This window comes from Lysobacter arseniciresistens ZS79 (assembly GCF_000768335.1).
Classification (GTDB): Bacteria; Pseudomonadota; Gammaproteobacteria; order Xanthomonadales; family Xanthomonadaceae; genus Novilysobacter; species Novilysobacter arseniciresistens.
This window is the reverse complement of sequence record NZ_AVPT01000040.1, coordinates 1-16806: the sequence shown is the minus strand read 5'-3', so window position 1 is coordinate 16806 and position 16806 is coordinate 1. Positions and strand designations below refer to the sequence as shown.

14 protein-coding genes and 1 pseudogene are annotated in these 16806 nt (G+C 69.1%); 1 reads left to right on the top strand and 14 read right to left on the bottom strand.

Going from position 1 to position 16806, the window contains the following annotated elements; all coding sequences use genetic code 11:
* The 8 genes from N799_RS13080 to oleC all read right to left on the bottom strand — a co-directional run.
* A partial coding sequence (locus tag N799_RS13080; protein WP_052101554.1) for a glycosyltransferase occupies positions 1-1237 on the bottom strand: 1237 nt, incomplete at its 3' end.
* 163 nt (positions 1238-1400) lie between these two features.
* Entirely contained in the window at positions 1401-2006 is a 606-nt protein-coding gene (locus N799_RS13075; protein ID WP_052101553.1) for a lysophospholipid acyltransferase family protein, read from the bottom strand.
* 8 nt (positions 2007-2014) lie between these two features.
* Entirely contained in the window at positions 2015-2431 is a 417-nt protein-coding gene (gene arfB / locus N799_RS13070) for an alternative ribosome rescue aminoacyl-tRNA hydrolase ArfB (RefSeq protein WP_036213411.1), read from the bottom strand.
* 10 nt (positions 2432-2441) lie between these two features.
* The gene (locus N799_RS13065; protein ID WP_036213409.1) at positions 2442-3185 is read right to left on the bottom strand and encodes a pseudouridine synthase; all 744 of its coding nucleotides are present in this window, start codon (positions 3183-3185) and stop codon (positions 2442-2444) included.
* 183 nt (positions 3186-3368) lie between these two features.
* On the bottom strand, positions 3369-5063 hold the full coding sequence (gene ubiB / locus N799_RS13060) for a ubiquinone biosynthesis regulatory protein kinase UbiB (protein WP_036213407.1): 1695 nt from the start codon (positions 5061-5063) through the stop codon (positions 3369-3371).
* Positions 5060-5716: a ubiquinone biosynthesis accessory factor UbiJ gene (locus N799_RS13055; protein ID WP_036213404.1), complete on the bottom strand. Its 657-nt coding sequence runs from the start codon at positions 5714-5716 to the stop codon at positions 5060-5062. Before N799_RS13055 ends, ubiB begins: the two co-directional genes overlap by 4 nt.
* A gap of 9 nt (positions 5717-5725) precedes the next feature.
* Complete coding sequence (gene oleD, locus N799_RS13050; RefSeq protein ID WP_036213401.1) at positions 5726-6730, bottom strand: 2-alkyl-3-oxoalkanoate reductase; 1005 nt, start codon at positions 6728-6730, stop codon at positions 5726-5728.
* 101 nt (positions 6731-6831) lie between these two features.
* The gene (gene oleC / locus N799_RS13045; RefSeq protein WP_036213397.1) at positions 6832-8484 is read right to left on the bottom strand and encodes an olefin beta-lactone synthetase; all 1653 of its coding nucleotides are present in this window, start codon (positions 8482-8484) and stop codon (positions 6832-6834) included.
* A 168-nt stretch (positions 8485-8652) separates the two neighbouring features.
* Here oleC and N799_RS13040 point away from each other — a divergent pair.
* Positions 8653-8991, top strand: a pseudogene (locus N799_RS13040) (YkgJ family cysteine cluster protein); the annotation flags it as partial.
* A 168-nt stretch (positions 8992-9159) separates the two neighbouring features.
* On the opposite strand, the gene N799_RS13035 reads toward N799_RS13040, so the two are convergent.
* The 6 genes from N799_RS13035 to N799_RS13005 form a co-directional block, all read right to left on the bottom strand.
* Positions 9160-10074 carry an alpha/beta fold hydrolase gene (locus tag N799_RS13035; protein ID WP_036213417.1) on the bottom strand — a complete coding sequence of 305 codons (915 nt, stop codon included), beginning with the start codon at positions 10072-10074 and terminating at the stop codon, positions 9160-9162.
* Between the two features lie 57 nt (positions 10075-10131).
* On the bottom strand, positions 10132-11592 hold the full coding sequence (locus tag N799_RS15490; RefSeq protein ID WP_152597966.1) for a hypothetical protein: 1461 nt from the start codon (positions 11590-11592) through the stop codon (positions 10132-10134).
* Positions 11593-11886: 294 nt separating this feature from the next.
* A complete protein-coding gene (locus N799_RS13025) occupies positions 11887-12837 on the bottom strand; it encodes a DUF6708 domain-containing protein (protein WP_152597965.1) in 951 nt (316 codons plus the stop codon).
* 95 nt (positions 12838-12932) lie between these two features.
* Positions 12933-15578, bottom strand: coding sequence for a T6SS effector BTH_I2691 family protein (locus N799_RS13020; protein WP_152597964.1), 2646 nt, complete (start codon positions 15576-15578; stop codon positions 12933-12935).
* Positions 15575-16294 carry a DUF4123 domain-containing protein gene (locus tag N799_RS14950; RefSeq protein WP_081975034.1) on the bottom strand — a complete coding sequence of 240 codons (720 nt, stop codon included), beginning with the start codon at positions 16292-16294 and terminating at the stop codon, positions 15575-15577. Before N799_RS14950 ends, N799_RS13020 begins: the two co-directional genes overlap by 4 nt.
* Positions 16295-16430: 136 nt before the next feature.
* Positions 16431-16806: DUF2345 domain-containing protein (locus N799_RS13005; RefSeq protein ID WP_036213383.1), on the bottom strand; the 376-nt coding region annotated here is incomplete at its 5' end.

The following is a 16806-nucleotide window of genomic DNA, read 5'->3' as shown; positions in this document are numbered from 1 at the left end:
CCAGCGCGGTCGCCGCCGCCTCCGCCGCGACCAACACCCCCGCCGCGCCCCAGCCGCAGACCAGCCCAGCCGCCAGCAGCGCGACCGGGTAACCGGCCCGCTCCAGCGCCAGCAGCAGCAGGCCGCGGCCCAGCGGCCGGCCCTGGCGGTGGGTCAGGCGCTCGCCGAACGGCTGGCGGTAGGCCTCGCGCACGCGGCGGCGGTCGCCGGCCGAACCCGCGACCGGCGTCACCACCGGGTCGTACAGGCGCCGCCAGCGATGTCGCAGCGCGCTCAGCGGGCTGCGCAGCAACGGGTCGAAATAGTGGTCGTTCTGCATCAGCGCGACGGCCCGGCGCCATGCCTGTCGCGGCAGTTGGTGCAGCGGCGGGGTGCGCACCCGCGCCACCACGTCGTCCAGGCGGATGCTGCGGTAGCCCTCCATCGCCAGCGCGCGGGCGATGAACAGGTCGTCGGCCGCGGTCAGGTCGTCGCCGCGGACCGGTTCGTAGCGGTCGAACAGGTCCTTCAGGTAGCGCCGACGGTAGGCGATCGCACCGCCCGAGGGCTCACCGGTGCCGCCGTGCAGGTTCATCAGGCCGCGACCGAGCAGCGCCTGCCGCAGCCGGTCGACGTGGGCCGTATAGCCATCCGCGATGGCGGCGGCGATGCGGTCGATGACATCGCGCGGCTGCAGCGGGTCGCGGTAGTCGTCGCCGGCGAGCCAGCGCTGGAACGCCGGGCTGGCCGCCAGCGCGCGCCGGTGCCGCGGCCGCAGCGGCTCGACCGTGCCGCAGGCGCTGGCGATGCCGACGCCCTGGTACAGCTCGCGCACGCAGCGCTCGATGTAGTCCGGCGAGGCGAGCACGGTGTCGCCGTCGAGCACGAACAGCACGTCGCCGGCGAAACCGCGCGCCTGGCGCTTGAGCGTCGCCGCCTTGCCGATCGACCAGGTGCGCTGCACCACCGTCAGCGCCAGGCCGTTGGCGATGGCGAACTCGCGCGCCAGCTGGATGCCGTGGTCGCGCTCGGCGCCGCCATCGTCGACCAGCAGCACCCGCCGCGGACGCAGGGTCTGCGCGGCCAGGCCGGCGAGGCAGTGGACGATCGTCGCCTGGTCGCGGCAGGCGGCGATGACGAGGTCGATGCGGGCGTCGCGCCAGTCCTCGGCCGGGGTCGGCTCGATCCGCTCGGGGCCGCGCCACAGCCCGGCCGCGGCCAGCCAGGCCGCGGGTCCGGACACGAACCACGGCGTCATGGCCACGGCTCAGGCGCTCCCGCCCGCCGCAGCAACCGCACGGCCCTTGAATGGCGCATCCCGACGCTCCGCGACCACGCCCGGGGCCGCTGCGGCCGGCCGCACCAGAATGTGCAGCCGGTCACAGGTTGAACGCAATAGTCGTGCCAGTGCGGCGCGGCGCTCAGTCGGTGCCGTGGTATTTGCCCTGCCACGGCCGGTACCACGCGCGCAGCCGGGCCAGGTCGGCCTCCATGTCGTCGCTGGTGGTAAACGCCGGGCCGATGCCGATGACCTTGTCGGGATAGTGGAAGTACACCGGCAGCACCGGCACCCGGGCGGCGTGGGCGATCTTCCAGAAACCGGTCTTCCAGCGCGCCACCGGCTTGCGCGTGCCTTCCGGCGCGATGCCGAGCCACAGCCGGTCGGCGCCGCGGATGCGCGCGGCCATCTGCTCGACCACGCCACTGGCGGCGCCACGGTTGATCGCGATGATGCCCAGCGCGCGCATCGGCGGCCCCAGCGGCCCCCGGAACAGCTGGTGCTTGCCCAGGATGCGGATGTCGAGCCCGAGCGCGAGCTTGGCCGCGAAGCCCCAGACGCCGTCCCAGTTGGACGAGTGCGGCACGCCGATCAGCACCACCTTCGGCAGGTCGGGGAACTCGCCGACCAGGCGCCAGCCGCCGAGCTTCAGCACCGTCCGCCCGAGCCAGCGGCCGAAGCGGTTGGGCGGCGTGCGCGGCACCCGCGGCGGCAGCGACGGCACGACGTCGTCGGTCGGTGGATGCATGCGCTCGCTCAGTCCCAGTCGCGCCCGGCGCGCCCCTGCTTGATCGTACTGCGTTCGCGCTTGCCGGCCAGCCGGCGCTCCTTGGACGCGCGGGTCGGACGGGTGGCGACACGCTTCTTCGGCGCGTGCAGGCCGGCCTCGATGAAGTGCGCCAGCCGTTCGCGCGCGTCCTCGCGGTTGCGCTCCTGGGTGCGGAAGCGCTGCGCGCTCAGCACCAGCACGCCGTCGGAGGTGACCCGGCGGTCGCGGCGGGACAGCAGCCGCGCGCGCACCGGTTCGGGCAGCGACGGCGAGGTGGCGATGTCGAACCGCAGCTCGACCGCGGTCGCGACTTTGTTGACGTTCTGCCCGCCCGGCCCGGCCGAACGCACGAAACGCTCGACCAGCTCGGCCTCGGGGATGCGCAGGGGACCGACCTCGATCATGCGGGCGATTCTAGGTCACCGCGGCGAACGCCCCGCGCGCCGGATCGAAGCCCTCGAACAGCGCCAGCGCCTTGCCGAACTCCGCGTCCACCGGCGCGGCCACGTCCAGCCGCTCTCCGGTATGCGGATGGGTGAACACCAGCCGCCGCGCGTGCAGCAGCATCCGGTGCACGCCGATCATCCGGAACGCACGGTTGTGGCGGCCGTCGCCGTGGCTGGTGTCGCCGATCAGGTGGTGCGACAGGTGCTTGAGGTGGCGGCGGATCTGGCGGAAGCGGCCGGTCTGCGGCTGCGCTTCGAGCAGTGCGTAGCGCGAGGTGTCGAAACCGGTCGACGGCCAGGCGCACTCGGTCCGCGCGAGCACCCGGAACCCGGTCACCGCCGGCTTCCTGACCGGCTTGCCCGGACCACCGTCGAGCTCGTGGTCGACCGTGAACGCGTCCTCCGCCGGCCAGCCGCGACAGACCGCCCAGTAGTGCTTGCCGACCTCGTGCGACATCAGCACCCTGCCCAGCAGCGACGCGGTGTCGCGGTCGAACGCGACCAGCAGGCAGCCGCTGGTGGCGCGGTCGAGCCGGTGCACCAAGAACACCGGCCGGCCGAACTGCAGCCGCAGCCGGTCGGCGACGAAATCGTGCTCGCCGCGCGCCAGCGCACTGTCGTGGACCATCAGCCCGGCCGGCTTGTCGACCACGGCGAGGCGGTCGTCGGCGTACAGGACCGGCAGCGCGAGCAGCGCGGGATCGATGGTCATGTGCGTGCGCCGCGGGCCGGACCAGTCGCGTCCCGATACCCGCCCCGGTAGGAGCGACGTAAGTCGCGACCCACTGACCGCTGTTCGCCGCCGCGATCAACGCGGATCCGCGGTCGCGCGATTGCGGGATCGCGTTGACCGACGCGCAGCCGGAGGGTCAGTGGGTCGCGACTCACGTCGCTCCTACAGGCCATCGGACGCGCCCTGGCGCCGCGGCCACGCCGCCAGCAGCGCCCACAGCCCGCCGAGCCCGGCGATCCACGACGACGCCGGCACCGACCACAACGTGGGCCCGCCGGCCTCCAGGCCGTACAGCACGGCGGCGACGATCAGCAGTCCGGTGCCGAGGATCGCGGCGACGGTGCGCTTCTGCGCCTCGCGCACGCTGCGCGACAGCTCGGCGAGGTCGGCCGAGCGCATCCGCAGCTCGTGCCGGCCTTCGACCTGCTGCTCCAGCCAGGCGTGCAGCAGGCCCGGCATCTGCGGCGCGCGGGTGACCAGCTCCGGCAGCCGCTTGCGGAACTCGCCCAGCAGCCGGCGCGGGCTGTAGCGCTGCACCAGGATCTTCGACAGCACCGGCTTGGCGACCGCCCAGATGTCGATGGCCGGGTCGAGCTGGCGGCCGACGCCCTCGATGTTGAGCAGGGTCTTCTGCAGCAGGATCAGCTGCGGCTGCAGGGTCAGCTCGTGCCGCTGCGCGACCCGGAACAGCTTGAGCAGCACCTCGGCCAGCGAGATCTCGCTCAGCGGCCGGGTGAAGTACGGCTCGCACACCGCGCGCGCCGCGGCCTCGAGTTCATCGATGCGGATGTGCCCCGGCATCCAGCCGGCCTGCACGTGCAGCTCGGCGATGCGGCGGTAGTCGCGGTTGAAGATCGCCATGAAGTTCTCGGCGAGGTAGTACTGGTCCTCGTCCGACAGCTGGCCCATGATCCCGAAGTCCAGCGCGATGAAGCGCGGGTTGGCCTTGCGGGCCGGGTCGGTGTCGACCCAGATGTTGCCGGCGTGGGCGTCGGCGTGGAAGAAGTTGTCGCGGAACACCTGGGTGTAGAACACGCGCACGCCCTTGGCCGCGAGCGCCTTGCGGTCGATGCCGGCGGCGTCGAGCGCGGCGACGTCGTCGGACGGGATGCCGTGCACGCGCTCAAGCGTGAGCACGCGCTCGCCGGTATGCGACCAGATCACCTCGGGCACGTAGAGGTCGTCGCTGTCGAGCCAGAACCGCCGCAGCACGCTGGCGTTGCCACCCTCGCGCTGCAGGTCGAGCTCGGCGGCGAGGGTCGCTTCGATCTCGGCGACGACCTCGCGCGGGCGGATCTTGTCGGCGTTGGGATGGGTGCGCTCGACGATGCCGGCGACCGCGTTGAGCAGGGCGATGTCGTCGGTGATCTGGCGCCTGATGCCGGGACGCAACACCTTTACGACAACCTCGCGCGGCGCCGCGGTGCCGACCGCGGGCAGCGTCGCCGCGTGCACCTGGGCGATCGAGGCCGACGCCAGCGGGGTGGTGTCGAAGCTGGCGAACGCCTCGGTGACCGGCCGGCCGAGCGCGGTCTCGACGATCGCGCGGGCGGCCCCGCCGTCGAACGGCGCGACCCGGTCCTGCAGCAGCGCGAGTTCGTCGGCGACGTCCGGCGGCACCAGGTCGCGACGGGTCGACAGGATCTGCCCGAACTTGACGAAGATCGGCCCGAGCTCCTGCAGCGCCAGCCGCAGCCGCGCGCCGCGCGACATCGCCGCGACCTCGGCCGAGGCGCGCGGTACGAACGGCCGTGCCAGCTTCAGCCAGCGCTCGGCGGGCGTGCCGTCGAGCAGCGCGTCGAGCCGGTAGCGCAGCAGCACCCGGCCGATCCGGGTCGCGCGCAGGGCCGACTTCACGGGCTGCCTCCGGCGGCGCGCGTGCGCAGCCGGGCGACGCGCGCGGCGATGCGCTCGACGTCGTCGCGCAGCACGTCGACGTCGTCGTTGAACGCGGCCACCTCGTCGCGGGCGACCACGTCGCGCGATTCCTCGGTCACGTACTCGGCGGCGCTGCCGGCCAGCTCGCGTGCGACCACCCGCGCCTGCCGCAGCCCGGCCGCGAGCGCATTGGCGACCTGCACGCCGAGCACGTCGCCGAACACCTGCGCGAACGGCTGCTGCCAGTCGGGGTCGAAGCGCTCGGCCAGCCGCTGCAGGCGCCGCGCGAGGTCGGCATCGCCTTCGATCCGCAGCTTGCCGACCGGCGGTGCGTCGTCGTTGCGCAGGAACGGCAGTTGCGACAGCAGCCCGCCGATCGAGCTGCGCACCGACAGGTCCGGCGCGTCGGCGGCGTCGACCGGGCCGACCCGCAGCCGGTCGCCATCGACGGTGACCTGCAGCGCCAGCGGCGGCGCCGACAGATGCACCGCGACGCGCCGGCCGTCGAGCCCGCGCAGGGCGGTGCCGGTGTCGGGGTCGAGGGCGAGCGCGCGGTTGAGCGCTATCTCCAGCGCCTGCCCGGCAAGGGGCTTGAGCCGGGCGAGCGGGTGTCGGGGGGCGGCGTCGGTCATCGGCGCATTCTAGCCGGCGCGGCTCCCGCCCCACGCCGTTCGCAGCCGCGCCAGTCCCTCGTCGAAGCCGACCTTGGGCACGTAGCCGAAATCGCGCCGCGCGGGTTCCATGTCGTACCAGTGGGTGGTCACCAGCTGCTCGGCGAGGAAGCGCGTCATCGGCGGCTCACCCTTCAGCGGCAGCACCCGCCACAGGGTCTCGCAGACGGCGCCGGCGGCATAGGCGACGCCGAACGGCACGCTGCCGTGCACGGTCGGCGCGCCCGCGGCGGCGAGCAGCGCGTTGAGGGTCTCGCGCATCGTGCGCGGGTCGCCGTTGCTGATGAAGTAGGCCTTGCCGGCACACGCCGCGCCCGGCGCCAGCGCGTCGAACGCATCGAGGTGCGCCTGCGCGGCGTTGTCGATGTAGGTGGTGTCGACGAGGTTGTCGCCGCCGCCGACCAGCCGCAGCCGCCCGGCGCGCGCGCGTTCGACCAGCCGCGGCAGCAGTTGGTTGTCGCCCGGACCCCAGATCAGCCGCGGGCGCAGCGCGACGGTCGCCAGCGCGGCGTCGTTGGCCGCCAGCACCTCGCGTTCGGCGATCGCCTTGGTCGAGGCGTACGGCGCCTTCAGGCCTTCGCCGTAGGGCACGTCGTCGGCGCCGAGGCCCTCGACCGGGTGCGTCGCGCGGTGGGTCACGCTCGGGGTGGAGGTGTACACCAGCCGGCGGATGCCGTGCGCGCGGCAGGCGTCGAGCACGTGGCGGGTGCCGAGCACGTTGGCGCGGTGGTAGTCGTCGTAGGGCCCCCATGCACCGGCCTTGGCGGCGTTGTGGAAGACCGCGTCGCAGCCGGCCGCCGCAGCGATGGTCGCGTCGCGGTCGGCGAGGTCGCCGCGGCGCTGCTCGACGCCGATCGCGTCGAGTTCCGGGTAGTGGCCGCGGTTGAAGCTGGCGACCTCATGGCCGCGCTCGCGCAGGCCGCGGCACAGGGCCTGGCCGAGGAAGCCGCCGCCGCCGGTGACCAGGATTTTCACTTGATGCCTCCTCGATGCGCATCGTCTTCGTGTAGGAGCGACGTGGGTCGCGACCTGTACATCGTCTCAAGCGTTCGGCGGGTCGCGACTCACGTCGCTCCCTAGGACGAAACCTTCCGCGCCGCCCACTCCGCCAGCTTCTCGCGCCCGATCTTGGCGTTGTGGCGGATGTCGACCGGGAAACCCGGGTGGCGCAGAAAGCGATCGACCCCGGCGGTGTGTGCATGCCCCGCACCCAGCGCCCGCAGTTCGCGCTCGATCCGCGGCCACTCGCGTCGCGCCACGCCTGTGGCCAGCTCCACGCACAGCACCGGCACCTGCGCGCCGCGTTCTCCGATGCCGACCAGCGCGGTGCGTCGCACCCGGGAATGGGTGTTGAACACCGGCTCGACCTGCTCGGTATACAGCGGTCCGGCCACGGTCTCGACCCGGTGCGACTTGCGTCCGCAGAACCACAGCCGACCCTCGCTATCGAAGTAGCCGACATCGCCCATCCGATGGACGACGCGGGTGCCGGCGCCGGTGGCCTCGTCGATCTTCGCCAGCCGGGTCTGCGCGTCGCGGTTGAAGTAGCTGTCGGTGGCGGTCGGGCCGGCGACGGTGATCTCGCCGACTTCGCCGGACGGCAGCTCGCGCGCGTCGTCCCAGCGTTCGATCGCCCCGTCGGTGATCGCGATGATGCGCACCTCGTTCGGCGGCACCGGGCGGCCGACGCAGGTGCCGGCGCCGGCCTCGGTCGCGGCGCGGGTCGCCTCCAGCTCGCGGCCCTCGACCACGGCGACCGGCAGGCACTCGGTCGCGCCGTATGGCGTCCAGAACCTGGCGTCCGCCGGCAGCAGCCCGCGCATCCGGGTCACCACCTCTGCCGGCACGGGCGCGCCGGCCGACATCACCCCGCGCACCGTCGGCAGCGGCCGCCCATGCGCCGCCAGCACCGCCATCAGCGCCGGCGAGCCGAACAGCTGGTCGACCCCGAACCGCGCGATCGCGTCGTGCAGCCTGCGCGGGTCGGCCTGCGCCGGCCGCGTCGGGTCCATGTCGGGGATCACCGAGGTCAGCCCCAGCGCCGGGTCGAACAACGCGAACGGCGGGAAGGTCGGCAGGTTCACCCCGCCGGGCTCGATGCCGAACGCGGCGCCAAGCATCGCCACCTGCGCGACGAAGTGCCGGTGGCGGTAGACCACGCCCTTCGGCACGCCGGTCGAGCCACTGGTGAACAGGATCGCGGCGACCTCATGGGGGTCGGTGTCGGCCAGCTGCGGGCCGGCACCGGCGCCGGCGCGCTCGATCTGCGCCAGGGTCGCGTCGGCCAGCCACGCACGCCCGCCGGTCGTCACCGACACCCGCGCCGACGTCGCCCAGCCCAGCAGTCGCCGCGCCAGCTGCGCCAGCGGGATGCCGACGAATGCTTCGGCCTGCGCCTCGGCCAGGCATTGCCGCAGCGCGCGCCGGTCGATGCCCGGGTCGACCAGCACCGGCACCGCGCCCGCCTTGAACAGCGCGAACATCAACGCGAAGAAGTCCGGCCCCGGCCGCACCATCACCACCGTGCGGGTGCCGCGGCCGACGCCGCGCGCCGCCAGCCCGGCGGCGATCGCATCGCTACGCGCGTCCAGCTGGCCGTAGGTCACCGCCACGTCGTAGCGCGCCAGGCCGTCCGGACCGCGGCTGCCGGGACAGCGCATCGCGATCCGGTCCGGCGCCTCGGTGGCGATCCGGGGCAGCGCCGCGGCGATGTTGCTCGGTTCGTTCATCCCGCCATTGTCGCCGCTGCGCCACGGTCGGCGCAGCGTCCGGCCCGGGCGCCGCTACCGGTCGCCCCGCAGGGTCGAAGAAAACGCTTGCGCGGCCCCCACCGCAGGCCGAAAAATCCCCATCCCGCGCGGCCCCGATCCGGTGGCCCGGGCCTGCGACCCGCCCCCGTGAGCCACCCCTGCCTGACCTGCGGCGCCTGCTGCGCCCACTACCGCGTCAGCCTGCACTGGTCCGAGGCCGACCCCGCGCTGGGCGGTGTCGTGCCACCGGAGTTGACCGAACCGCTGCGCCGGCACGAGCGCGTCATGCGCGGCACCTCGCAGGAGCGGCCGCGCTGCGTCGCACTGGACGCCGACATCGGCCGCTACAGCCGCTGCGGCATCCACCCGGTGCGCCCGCAGGCCTGCCGCGACGTGCCGGCCTCCTACGAGTTCGGCGCACCCAGCGCGCAATGCGACAAGGCGCGCCTGGCCCACGGCCTGCCCGCGCTGACCCCGGCCGACTGGCGCTGGCGCGAGGCCGCCAACGACGGCCACGGCGACGGCCAGCCGGGCGGCAGCGACAACCCCACCGACGGTGGCAGCGCGCCGCCTGCAGTGCCGCCGCCAATCGCGGCGTGACCGCGCGGAATCGATGATCCGCCGGCCGGCATCCGAGGCCCGCCCCAGCCGACCTCAGTCCAGCGGATGCCGGTCGATGAAACGGCGGATCGCCGGCACCAGCTCCTCGTGCCGGTCTTCCAGCACGTAGTGGTTGGCATCCTCGAACGCGTGCACCTCGGCGCCGGGCAGCGCGCGCCGGAAACCGTCGAGAAAGTGGCGGTCGAACACGAAGTCCTTCAGGCCCCAGCCGATGAAGACCGGGCGGTCCGCATACCGCGGCAACGCATCGCCCACCGCCTGCAGCAGCGACCAGGCCCGGTCGCCCTCGCGCAATGGGATGTCCTGCATGAAGCGCAGCGTGCTGATCGCGTTGCGCCAGCCGTTGTAGGGCGCGATGTAGCCCCGCCGCACGTCGGCCGACAGCCTGCGCTCGGTGCCCAGCCACGCCGCCCCGCGCGCGAACAGGTTGAACGCACGGATCAGGAAGCCGCCGACCTTCGAGTCGCGGCCGAGCGACAGCTGCCACGGCATCGGCTTGGCCGCCGGCAACGGGAACGCCGCCGTGTTGAGGATCACCAGCCGCTTCACCTGCGGCATGTGCGGCAGCGCCCAGCCGAACCCGATCATGCCGCCCCAGTCGTGCACCGCCAGCGTCACCGGCCCGCTGATGCCGAGGTGGTCGAGCAGCGCCCCGAGATCATCGACCCGCGACTGCAGCGTGTAGTCGTAGCGCGGTGACGCCCCGGCCGCATCGTCGGGCTTGTCCGACAGGCCCATGCCGACGTGGTCGGGCACGATGCAGCGGTAACGGTCGCGCAGGCCCAGCACCAGGTGCCGCCAGTAGAAGCTCCACGACGGGTTGCCGTGGACCATCACGACGACCTCGCCGGCGCGCGGGCCCTCGTCGAGGTAGCTCATCGCGATGCCGGGGCGGGCTTCGAAGCGGTGGGGGGTGAAGGGGTAGTCGGGGAACTGGACCGAGACCATCATTCGGCTTTTGAATTGACGACCTCGTATTGTCGCCTACTCCGCTGATCGAGCGGCTCAGTCCCGTAGATGGAACACCCAGACAAAGATGCCGGCCACCACCATCAGCGCGAACACCGTCGCCCCCACCTCTGTGACGACCCGTCGCTTGCGGTCGTAATTTCCGGTGTCCGGGTCGATGTAGTAGTGGGAAAGTACGCTGGGCGACACTCGTAGTTCGGGGCGACGCAGCGACACACCCCGCAGGAAGGCCGCGATCAATTCGTGTCGGTTGCTGAGATAGACGCGGCCCAAGCGCCCGCCATGGAAGTTGAGCAAGTGGCGCTCAACCGAGCCGTCGGAGTTGCCGCAATGCAGGCCCATGAAATATTGCGTGACTCTCCCACCACGGCCGGTTGGGTAGCTCTTAGATTCCAGCGTGATGTCGGCCAGCTCCCCGGTTGGCGAAGCCAGCAAATCGTCATATTCGATCTGCCGGACAACCCTGTTCCCGCGCAAGAAATGCAGCCCCACACCATCGACCAGCAATGCATCATGCGTCAACGTCTGGGCTCGGGTTGCATACCTCCATAGCCATGTCAGGACGCCACCGAGCAAGCCGAAATACACCGCCAGAAACAAGATCGCCGTCACCGGACTCCTGGCATACGACACGGCCCAATGATCGTCCCCGAATACGGCTGCTAGCGGCAATGCGGCGAGGCTTACCAATCCACTGCCCAGCAGCACGAAGGCCACGGCAGTGATCATTCGGTTCTGCCAGCTGCCATGCTCGGAACGCAGCACCGGGAAGTCGACCGCGGCTTCGTGCGTCCGCGTGGGGGTTGGACGGTTCGGTGCCGGTGGCTTCGATGAACGGCGGCGACGGTGGTTGGCAGTTCGACTACGCGCCCGCACCGTCGATCCACCATTGTTGCGAGCCGAGCGCGTCTGTAGTTGTTGCGACCGCCGGCCCCAAGCCAGCGCAGCGGCGATAACCAACGCGATAGCCAATCCAGCGATGACCAACAGACTCCGCAGATTGCTGCGCCGCTCGGCTGCCAGATAGTTACCGACCTGTCGATTCAAGCTCTGTTGGTCGAAGCTCCATCGGGGTCCCGCGACCAGATCGCGCCGAGCGACCTTCCGCTCAGCCCTGTTGCGCTCGTAATTGAACGCGCTTCCCACCTCCCACGAGTACGGCCCATCCTCGTCGTGCTGCAACGTAAAGTGGCCCTCGAGCGTCGTTACGGGAACATTTGCAAACTTTCCGGACCGGGCTGGGCTCAACCTGTCTTCCAGATCCCACTGCTCGTAGTAGCTCAGCCGTAGCGGGCAGCGATAGCGGCGCTCCGAGCCATCGGTGGCCTCGCAGTAACCGGTGCGCTCCAACGCCAGCACATACCGGCCCTCCCCTTCCAACCGGTAGGACACCGCCGAACGGATACGCTCCACTGCCGGGGCGTCACCGTCCAACGCCGCACAACCCGCAATCCCGGCCGCCAACATGAGGCCGACCGCATAATTATTTACCGCCATCACTCCTTCCTTGGCAGACGCCCGGCCCCGTCCGATTCATCATGGGCCAAGGTCACACTCATGACGCACATCGTTCGGTCGTCGTTTACACCGCGCCCGACAGACCGTGCTATCGGATCTTCTGCTCCACATCGCGATCAGGCGCGGGCGATCATTCGAATATCCATTTCGCCTTCCTTCTTGTCCACTATCTGAATCTGTGTACTGCCCTGTCAGGTCGTGAGCGTTGAGGCAGCTACCGGCGCGAGGTGCAGGAGGCCGACAAGGTGACTGCTGGGGGGACAGGCGGCCCAGTTATACCGCTATGTCCGATGACTTCTCATGCGCCTGGTCGTACCTGATCGCCTCCTCGGCCGCCTTCTCCTGGTAGGCGAAATAGCGCGTGTCGCCATCCGGACCCTTGGTCTGGCCATCACCGGCAAACCGGGGGGTGGGCTGCAGGTAGGGATCGTTCGGCTCGATGCGGCAGGCCCGCTCGATTTCCTCCGTCCACTTCGGCCGCCTGCACGTCTTCAGCGTTAGATAGCGCGCAATGGCCCAGGGCACGGTGAAGATGCCGGCCACCACCCGCAGCCAGCCGTCGCCCATGCCGCCGACCTGGATGATGAAGGCGTTCCGCAGCGTCGGCTCGGTCGACAGGTACAGCGCCAGCGGCGGGAACGGCAGCGCTTGCGGCCCCTCTTCCATGTAGCGGCGAATCATCTCCCAGTGCTGCAACACTTCGGTCTTGCTGTTGCCGCAGTGGTGGCCGATGGCGAAGGTGTGGCGCACCACCTCGTTTTCGTCGAGCACGTGGCAGCGCAGGTCGTACGTCCAGTCTGCATCACCGCCGCCGATGGGACGCCCGCGGCCGGGGAACAGGAACGCCTTATCCCATGGAATGGTCAGGATGCCGCCCTTGAGGTCGCCGTTGAATACATAAATCTTGCGTTCGACGCGGTTAAAGCGGATGGGGCTGTAGGTGTAGCCGAAGATGTCGCGAAACATTGTTATTCGCAGCAGCGCCGTAGCAACCAAAGCAAATAAACCGCCCACCACCAACAGAGCGATATTTCCTTGCATTTCTGCCGGATACTCAGCGCGATTCATGCCTCCAATCGCAAGCGATATAACTATCGCCGCAACCAGAGCCACTACTATTCCGGGAATTCCACAGAGCACCCCCCACCCGCGAAGAAGAAAAAACCGGTCTACGTACTCGACATACGTCGAATTCAGGGCAACCACACCCTTGTCGATCGCCATGAGGTTTTCGCTTTCATGCCGATTAAGCTGCACGCGTCCTTCGTCATCGCGAAGAGGCCTGTTGACCTTGTATCGAATGAACCATCCGTCAAACATCAGCTACCTGCCCCCGCAACAATCTTGTTCCAGCCAATCACTTGTTCACCAATAGCCTTGAACCGTCCGTGTCTTTGGTTTCCGAATGGCGTACGGTCGACCCACTTTTCAATATCGTTGTCAGTGAACAAGTCGATAAGCCACTCTCCAAGGAGAGACAACAACGCAAGTACAATCAAGACCACGAAACCGACCCCAAGGGTCATGACGCCAGCGACCATCAATCCGCCCACTACAAGTGCTGACAAGCCCGTCGCGGTGAAAAATGCCGCTGCAGGCAAATCCCCTCGCTTCCACGCATACCAAGCCTTCCACAGATCCAGCGCGCCTCCCAAAAACCCACCGGCAGCGCCCGCCAACCGCCCACAGAACCCGATCAAAGCGGCACGCGTGGTGACCTTGTTTGCAAAGAAGGTAAATGGGCGCGCCAGTGCGGTGCCACCCCACCGGGTGCGCTGCATTACCCCACCCACCAGCTCGACACTGGAGCCGGTCATGCCGACCAGTGCAGCGGCAAGTCCGAGCTGGCGTTGATCGGCGGTTCCCTCCTTTTCGTCTTCCAGCTTGCCGAACGCGTCGTAGGCATTCCAGCCGTCGAGGATCAGCGAGGCCGTGCCCAAGCCGATGTCGACCTTGATGAACTTCCGGGTACGGCTTTGCACCAGCCGTTCCAGCTGGCGCTGGCTCAGTACCATGTCGTTCAGGCGTGTCGGGTCGACGCCTGAACCGAGCGCCTGGCGACTGGCGTCATCCCAAAAGACGGTCCAGTTGAATTTCTTGCGCCCGCGGGCATTGCGTGAGCCGGTGGACGCTCGGGAGCCACTGTCGCCCTTGATGTCCGCAGCCAGTTCCGCGTCGAGCTGCTTGCGCAGCTTGCTCTTGTCGACGCCCTTGTGACCTTCGGTGAGCGCTTCGACCACGGCGTGCGCCATCCCACGCTCGGATGCAGTCACCTGCAGGGCGCGCAGCGGACGCCCGGAAATCACCCCGAGGAACGCCATCATCCGGTAGCGGGTGGCGATGCCGACGGCCAGCGTCGACGCTGCGTCGCCGGCGGCGCGGCCGGCGCGGCCAAGCGCCTGGACGATCGGGCCGGACATTTGGTAGGCCAGTTTTGCAACGCTGCCCAACGCGGCCGCAAGCTCCTCCTTGCTCGCGGTCTTGGTCTTGTCGGCGCCGTCGATGACGTGGGCGAACGCCTTGAAGGCGTTGCTCCACGCGCCCGGGTTTCCCAGCTCAAGTGCCGGCACTGCGGCCTCGTCCAACACTTTCGCTGCATCGGCGTTGTTGAGCACCATCGCACGCATCCCGGGGTTGCCCGGGTCCGAGTAACTGCCGCTCAGATCCTTGATCACGGCCTCCGCCACCGCACGCAGACCGGTGATTTCGGTCAGGCAGGCGCTGACAATGACTGTCAGGTTTTCGCCACTCGCGATTTCATGCTCGTCGTGCGTGCATTCGAGCACGTTACGGAAGCGGGCCGACCGGTACCAGCCGGCAAATGCATCGGCGAGGCCGGCCAGTTTGTCCTTGATCAGGGCTTCGAAGTCAGTTTTCAGCTGTGTTTCGAACTGAATCCGTTTGCTTTCACTGTAGTCATCAAGATACTTCCGCCATGCGGACTCACGTACCCGGGCCTCCTCTCCTGCCGGGAGAGTGGCGAACATCCTGTCCAAGGTGCTGCGCTGGGCCTCGCTATGCGCGGGGTACATGGGGATGCCAAACTCGTCCACCGAATAGCGCTTTGCACGGTGGCGGGCCAGCGCCTGATCGGCTGCGTTGGCTTGGATGGCTTCCCGCAGACCCTGCAGCGCATCGGATGTCGCCTTCTTCCATGCACGATCGTCCTTGGCCTCGAATGCCCTGATCTGGTAGCGAATCAGCTCGGATATCTCCAGCGCGATACCGACCGGATCGTTCAATGCCACCATGGCGGCCACGGATTTCCCGGCGGCGGCATTGGCCGTTTCAACAAGCGCTTCGGTCGAATGTGCCTGGTTGCGATATTCGTGGGGCGAGTAGTCCAGGGCCGGGAATCGCTTGGCGCCCGCCGGTAGCGCGTACTCGGCGACCTGCGTACCAAGCCCCTTGTCCAAGCGCTCCATATGGCTTTGCGTCTTTGGGTTGGCGCCCGCATTGGCCCACGCTGCCACGTCGATCCGTTGCATGTGCCGCGCGCGGTAGGCCTCGCTGCGGTGACGCGCCATTACAGCGGGGGTCCAGGCCGTGTCGGAGAAGCCGAGCCAGACGGCGCCGGCGTTGCCCGCGTCGGGAATCATCACGCAACGGGCTCCTGCCGACTGCCGCATACGCGCACATGCCTTGGCATCACCAACGTTGGGCGGAGCCTTGCCATGAGCGTCGAACTCCAGCAGGTAAGCCTGATCGTTGACGACGTAGGCCTTCCATTCGCCGCGCTTTTCGTTGAACACGTACAGGTAGCCAGGGCGCAGCAGCCGCAGTGTGTAATCGGCGTTTTCCCCGGGTAGCGATACTCCCGTGACTCCATCATCAAATGGCTTCTGCAGGTCGGGTGCACGTTGCCCGGCGGCGACATCATTTCGGGCTACCGCGTAGCGCAGCGGAAGGATCGGTAGACCGCGCTGGTCGCAGATGGTGCAGGTCTTTGAGGGGTCGCAGCTCATGTCACAGCGTCCTTGCGTTGCAGGTTGCGTTCGGTTGGGGAGGTTGAGCCGATGTCGATATCGGCGCAGGCGCCGACATAGCTGATCTCGCCGCTTCTGGCTCGGGCCAGTCGTTGCACCAGTTGCGTGCGGTCGTGGATGCCGGGGCACCTGAAGGCCTGTTCGGCGAACAGCCGGGCATCGGCTTCGTCGGTCATCGCATGTATGTCGTAGGCCTGCTGCAGGTGCGCGTCGATACGCTTGAGCGCGTCGTCATCCAGCGCGACCTCGGGCGCATTGCGATGCAACTGCACGATGGTGCGGTTGAGCACGCCAAGCCGGCCAATCACTGACCACTGCTCCGCGGTCAGGTTTAGTCGGGTCAATGCATCGGGTTCGTCGTGTATCGCATGGGAGCGCCACTGCGCCGCGCCGTCGCGCCAGGTCCACTCGCTGACAGGACCACTCAAGCGACCCACTTGGGTCTCGCTGAGCAGCCAGCACAGATGGCGAAACACTCGTGGGTCGTACCAACGTAGAAGCGTAGGGGTGCCGTCGGTCGCGGTGACCAGCGACTGCCCAGCTAGATGGGTTGCCACCCGTTTGGCGTTGGCGGTGCTCTTGAGCAGCAGGGAGAAGAACGGCGCGTCGTGGAGCCTGTCCCACGCGTCCGCTCGTATCAGCAGGGCAACGCGCCGCGATTCGTCGAGCTTCGCCAAGGGCAGCAGTAGCGGCATGGTGTCGGGCTTGGCCTACAAGCCAGGGGGGTTCAGTGCGATGGTCGGAAGGTCTGACCATTGCGAGCGATCGACCTGGAGCGGGTTGATGATCGCGAAGTGATGCGCCGCGAGTTGGCGATGATCCACTCCCACATCAGCCGCCCACGGGCACTGCACCGTCGCCACCTGCTTCGGCCGCCTGCATCTTGAAGTCACACAGCTTCAACTCCCCCTTCGCCAACTTCGGCGCCGGGCCGCTCGCACTTTGCCCGCTCGTCCACTCCTTCTTCGCCGCCTTGAACTCGATCGTCCCCGGCGCGGCGATCTCGATGTTTCCACCCTCCAGCTTGATGTAGGCGCCGGCGGCGGTGGCCAGCAGATGCTTGTTGGGGGCGGCGATCTGCACGTCGGCGGTGGTGCTGGCGACGGTGACGCTGGTCTTTGCCGCGACCGCGGCACGGTTGCTCACCGCGCGGGCGCTGACCGCGCCCTGCGCGGCATGCAGGGCGATGCCGGTCTCGGTGTTGGGC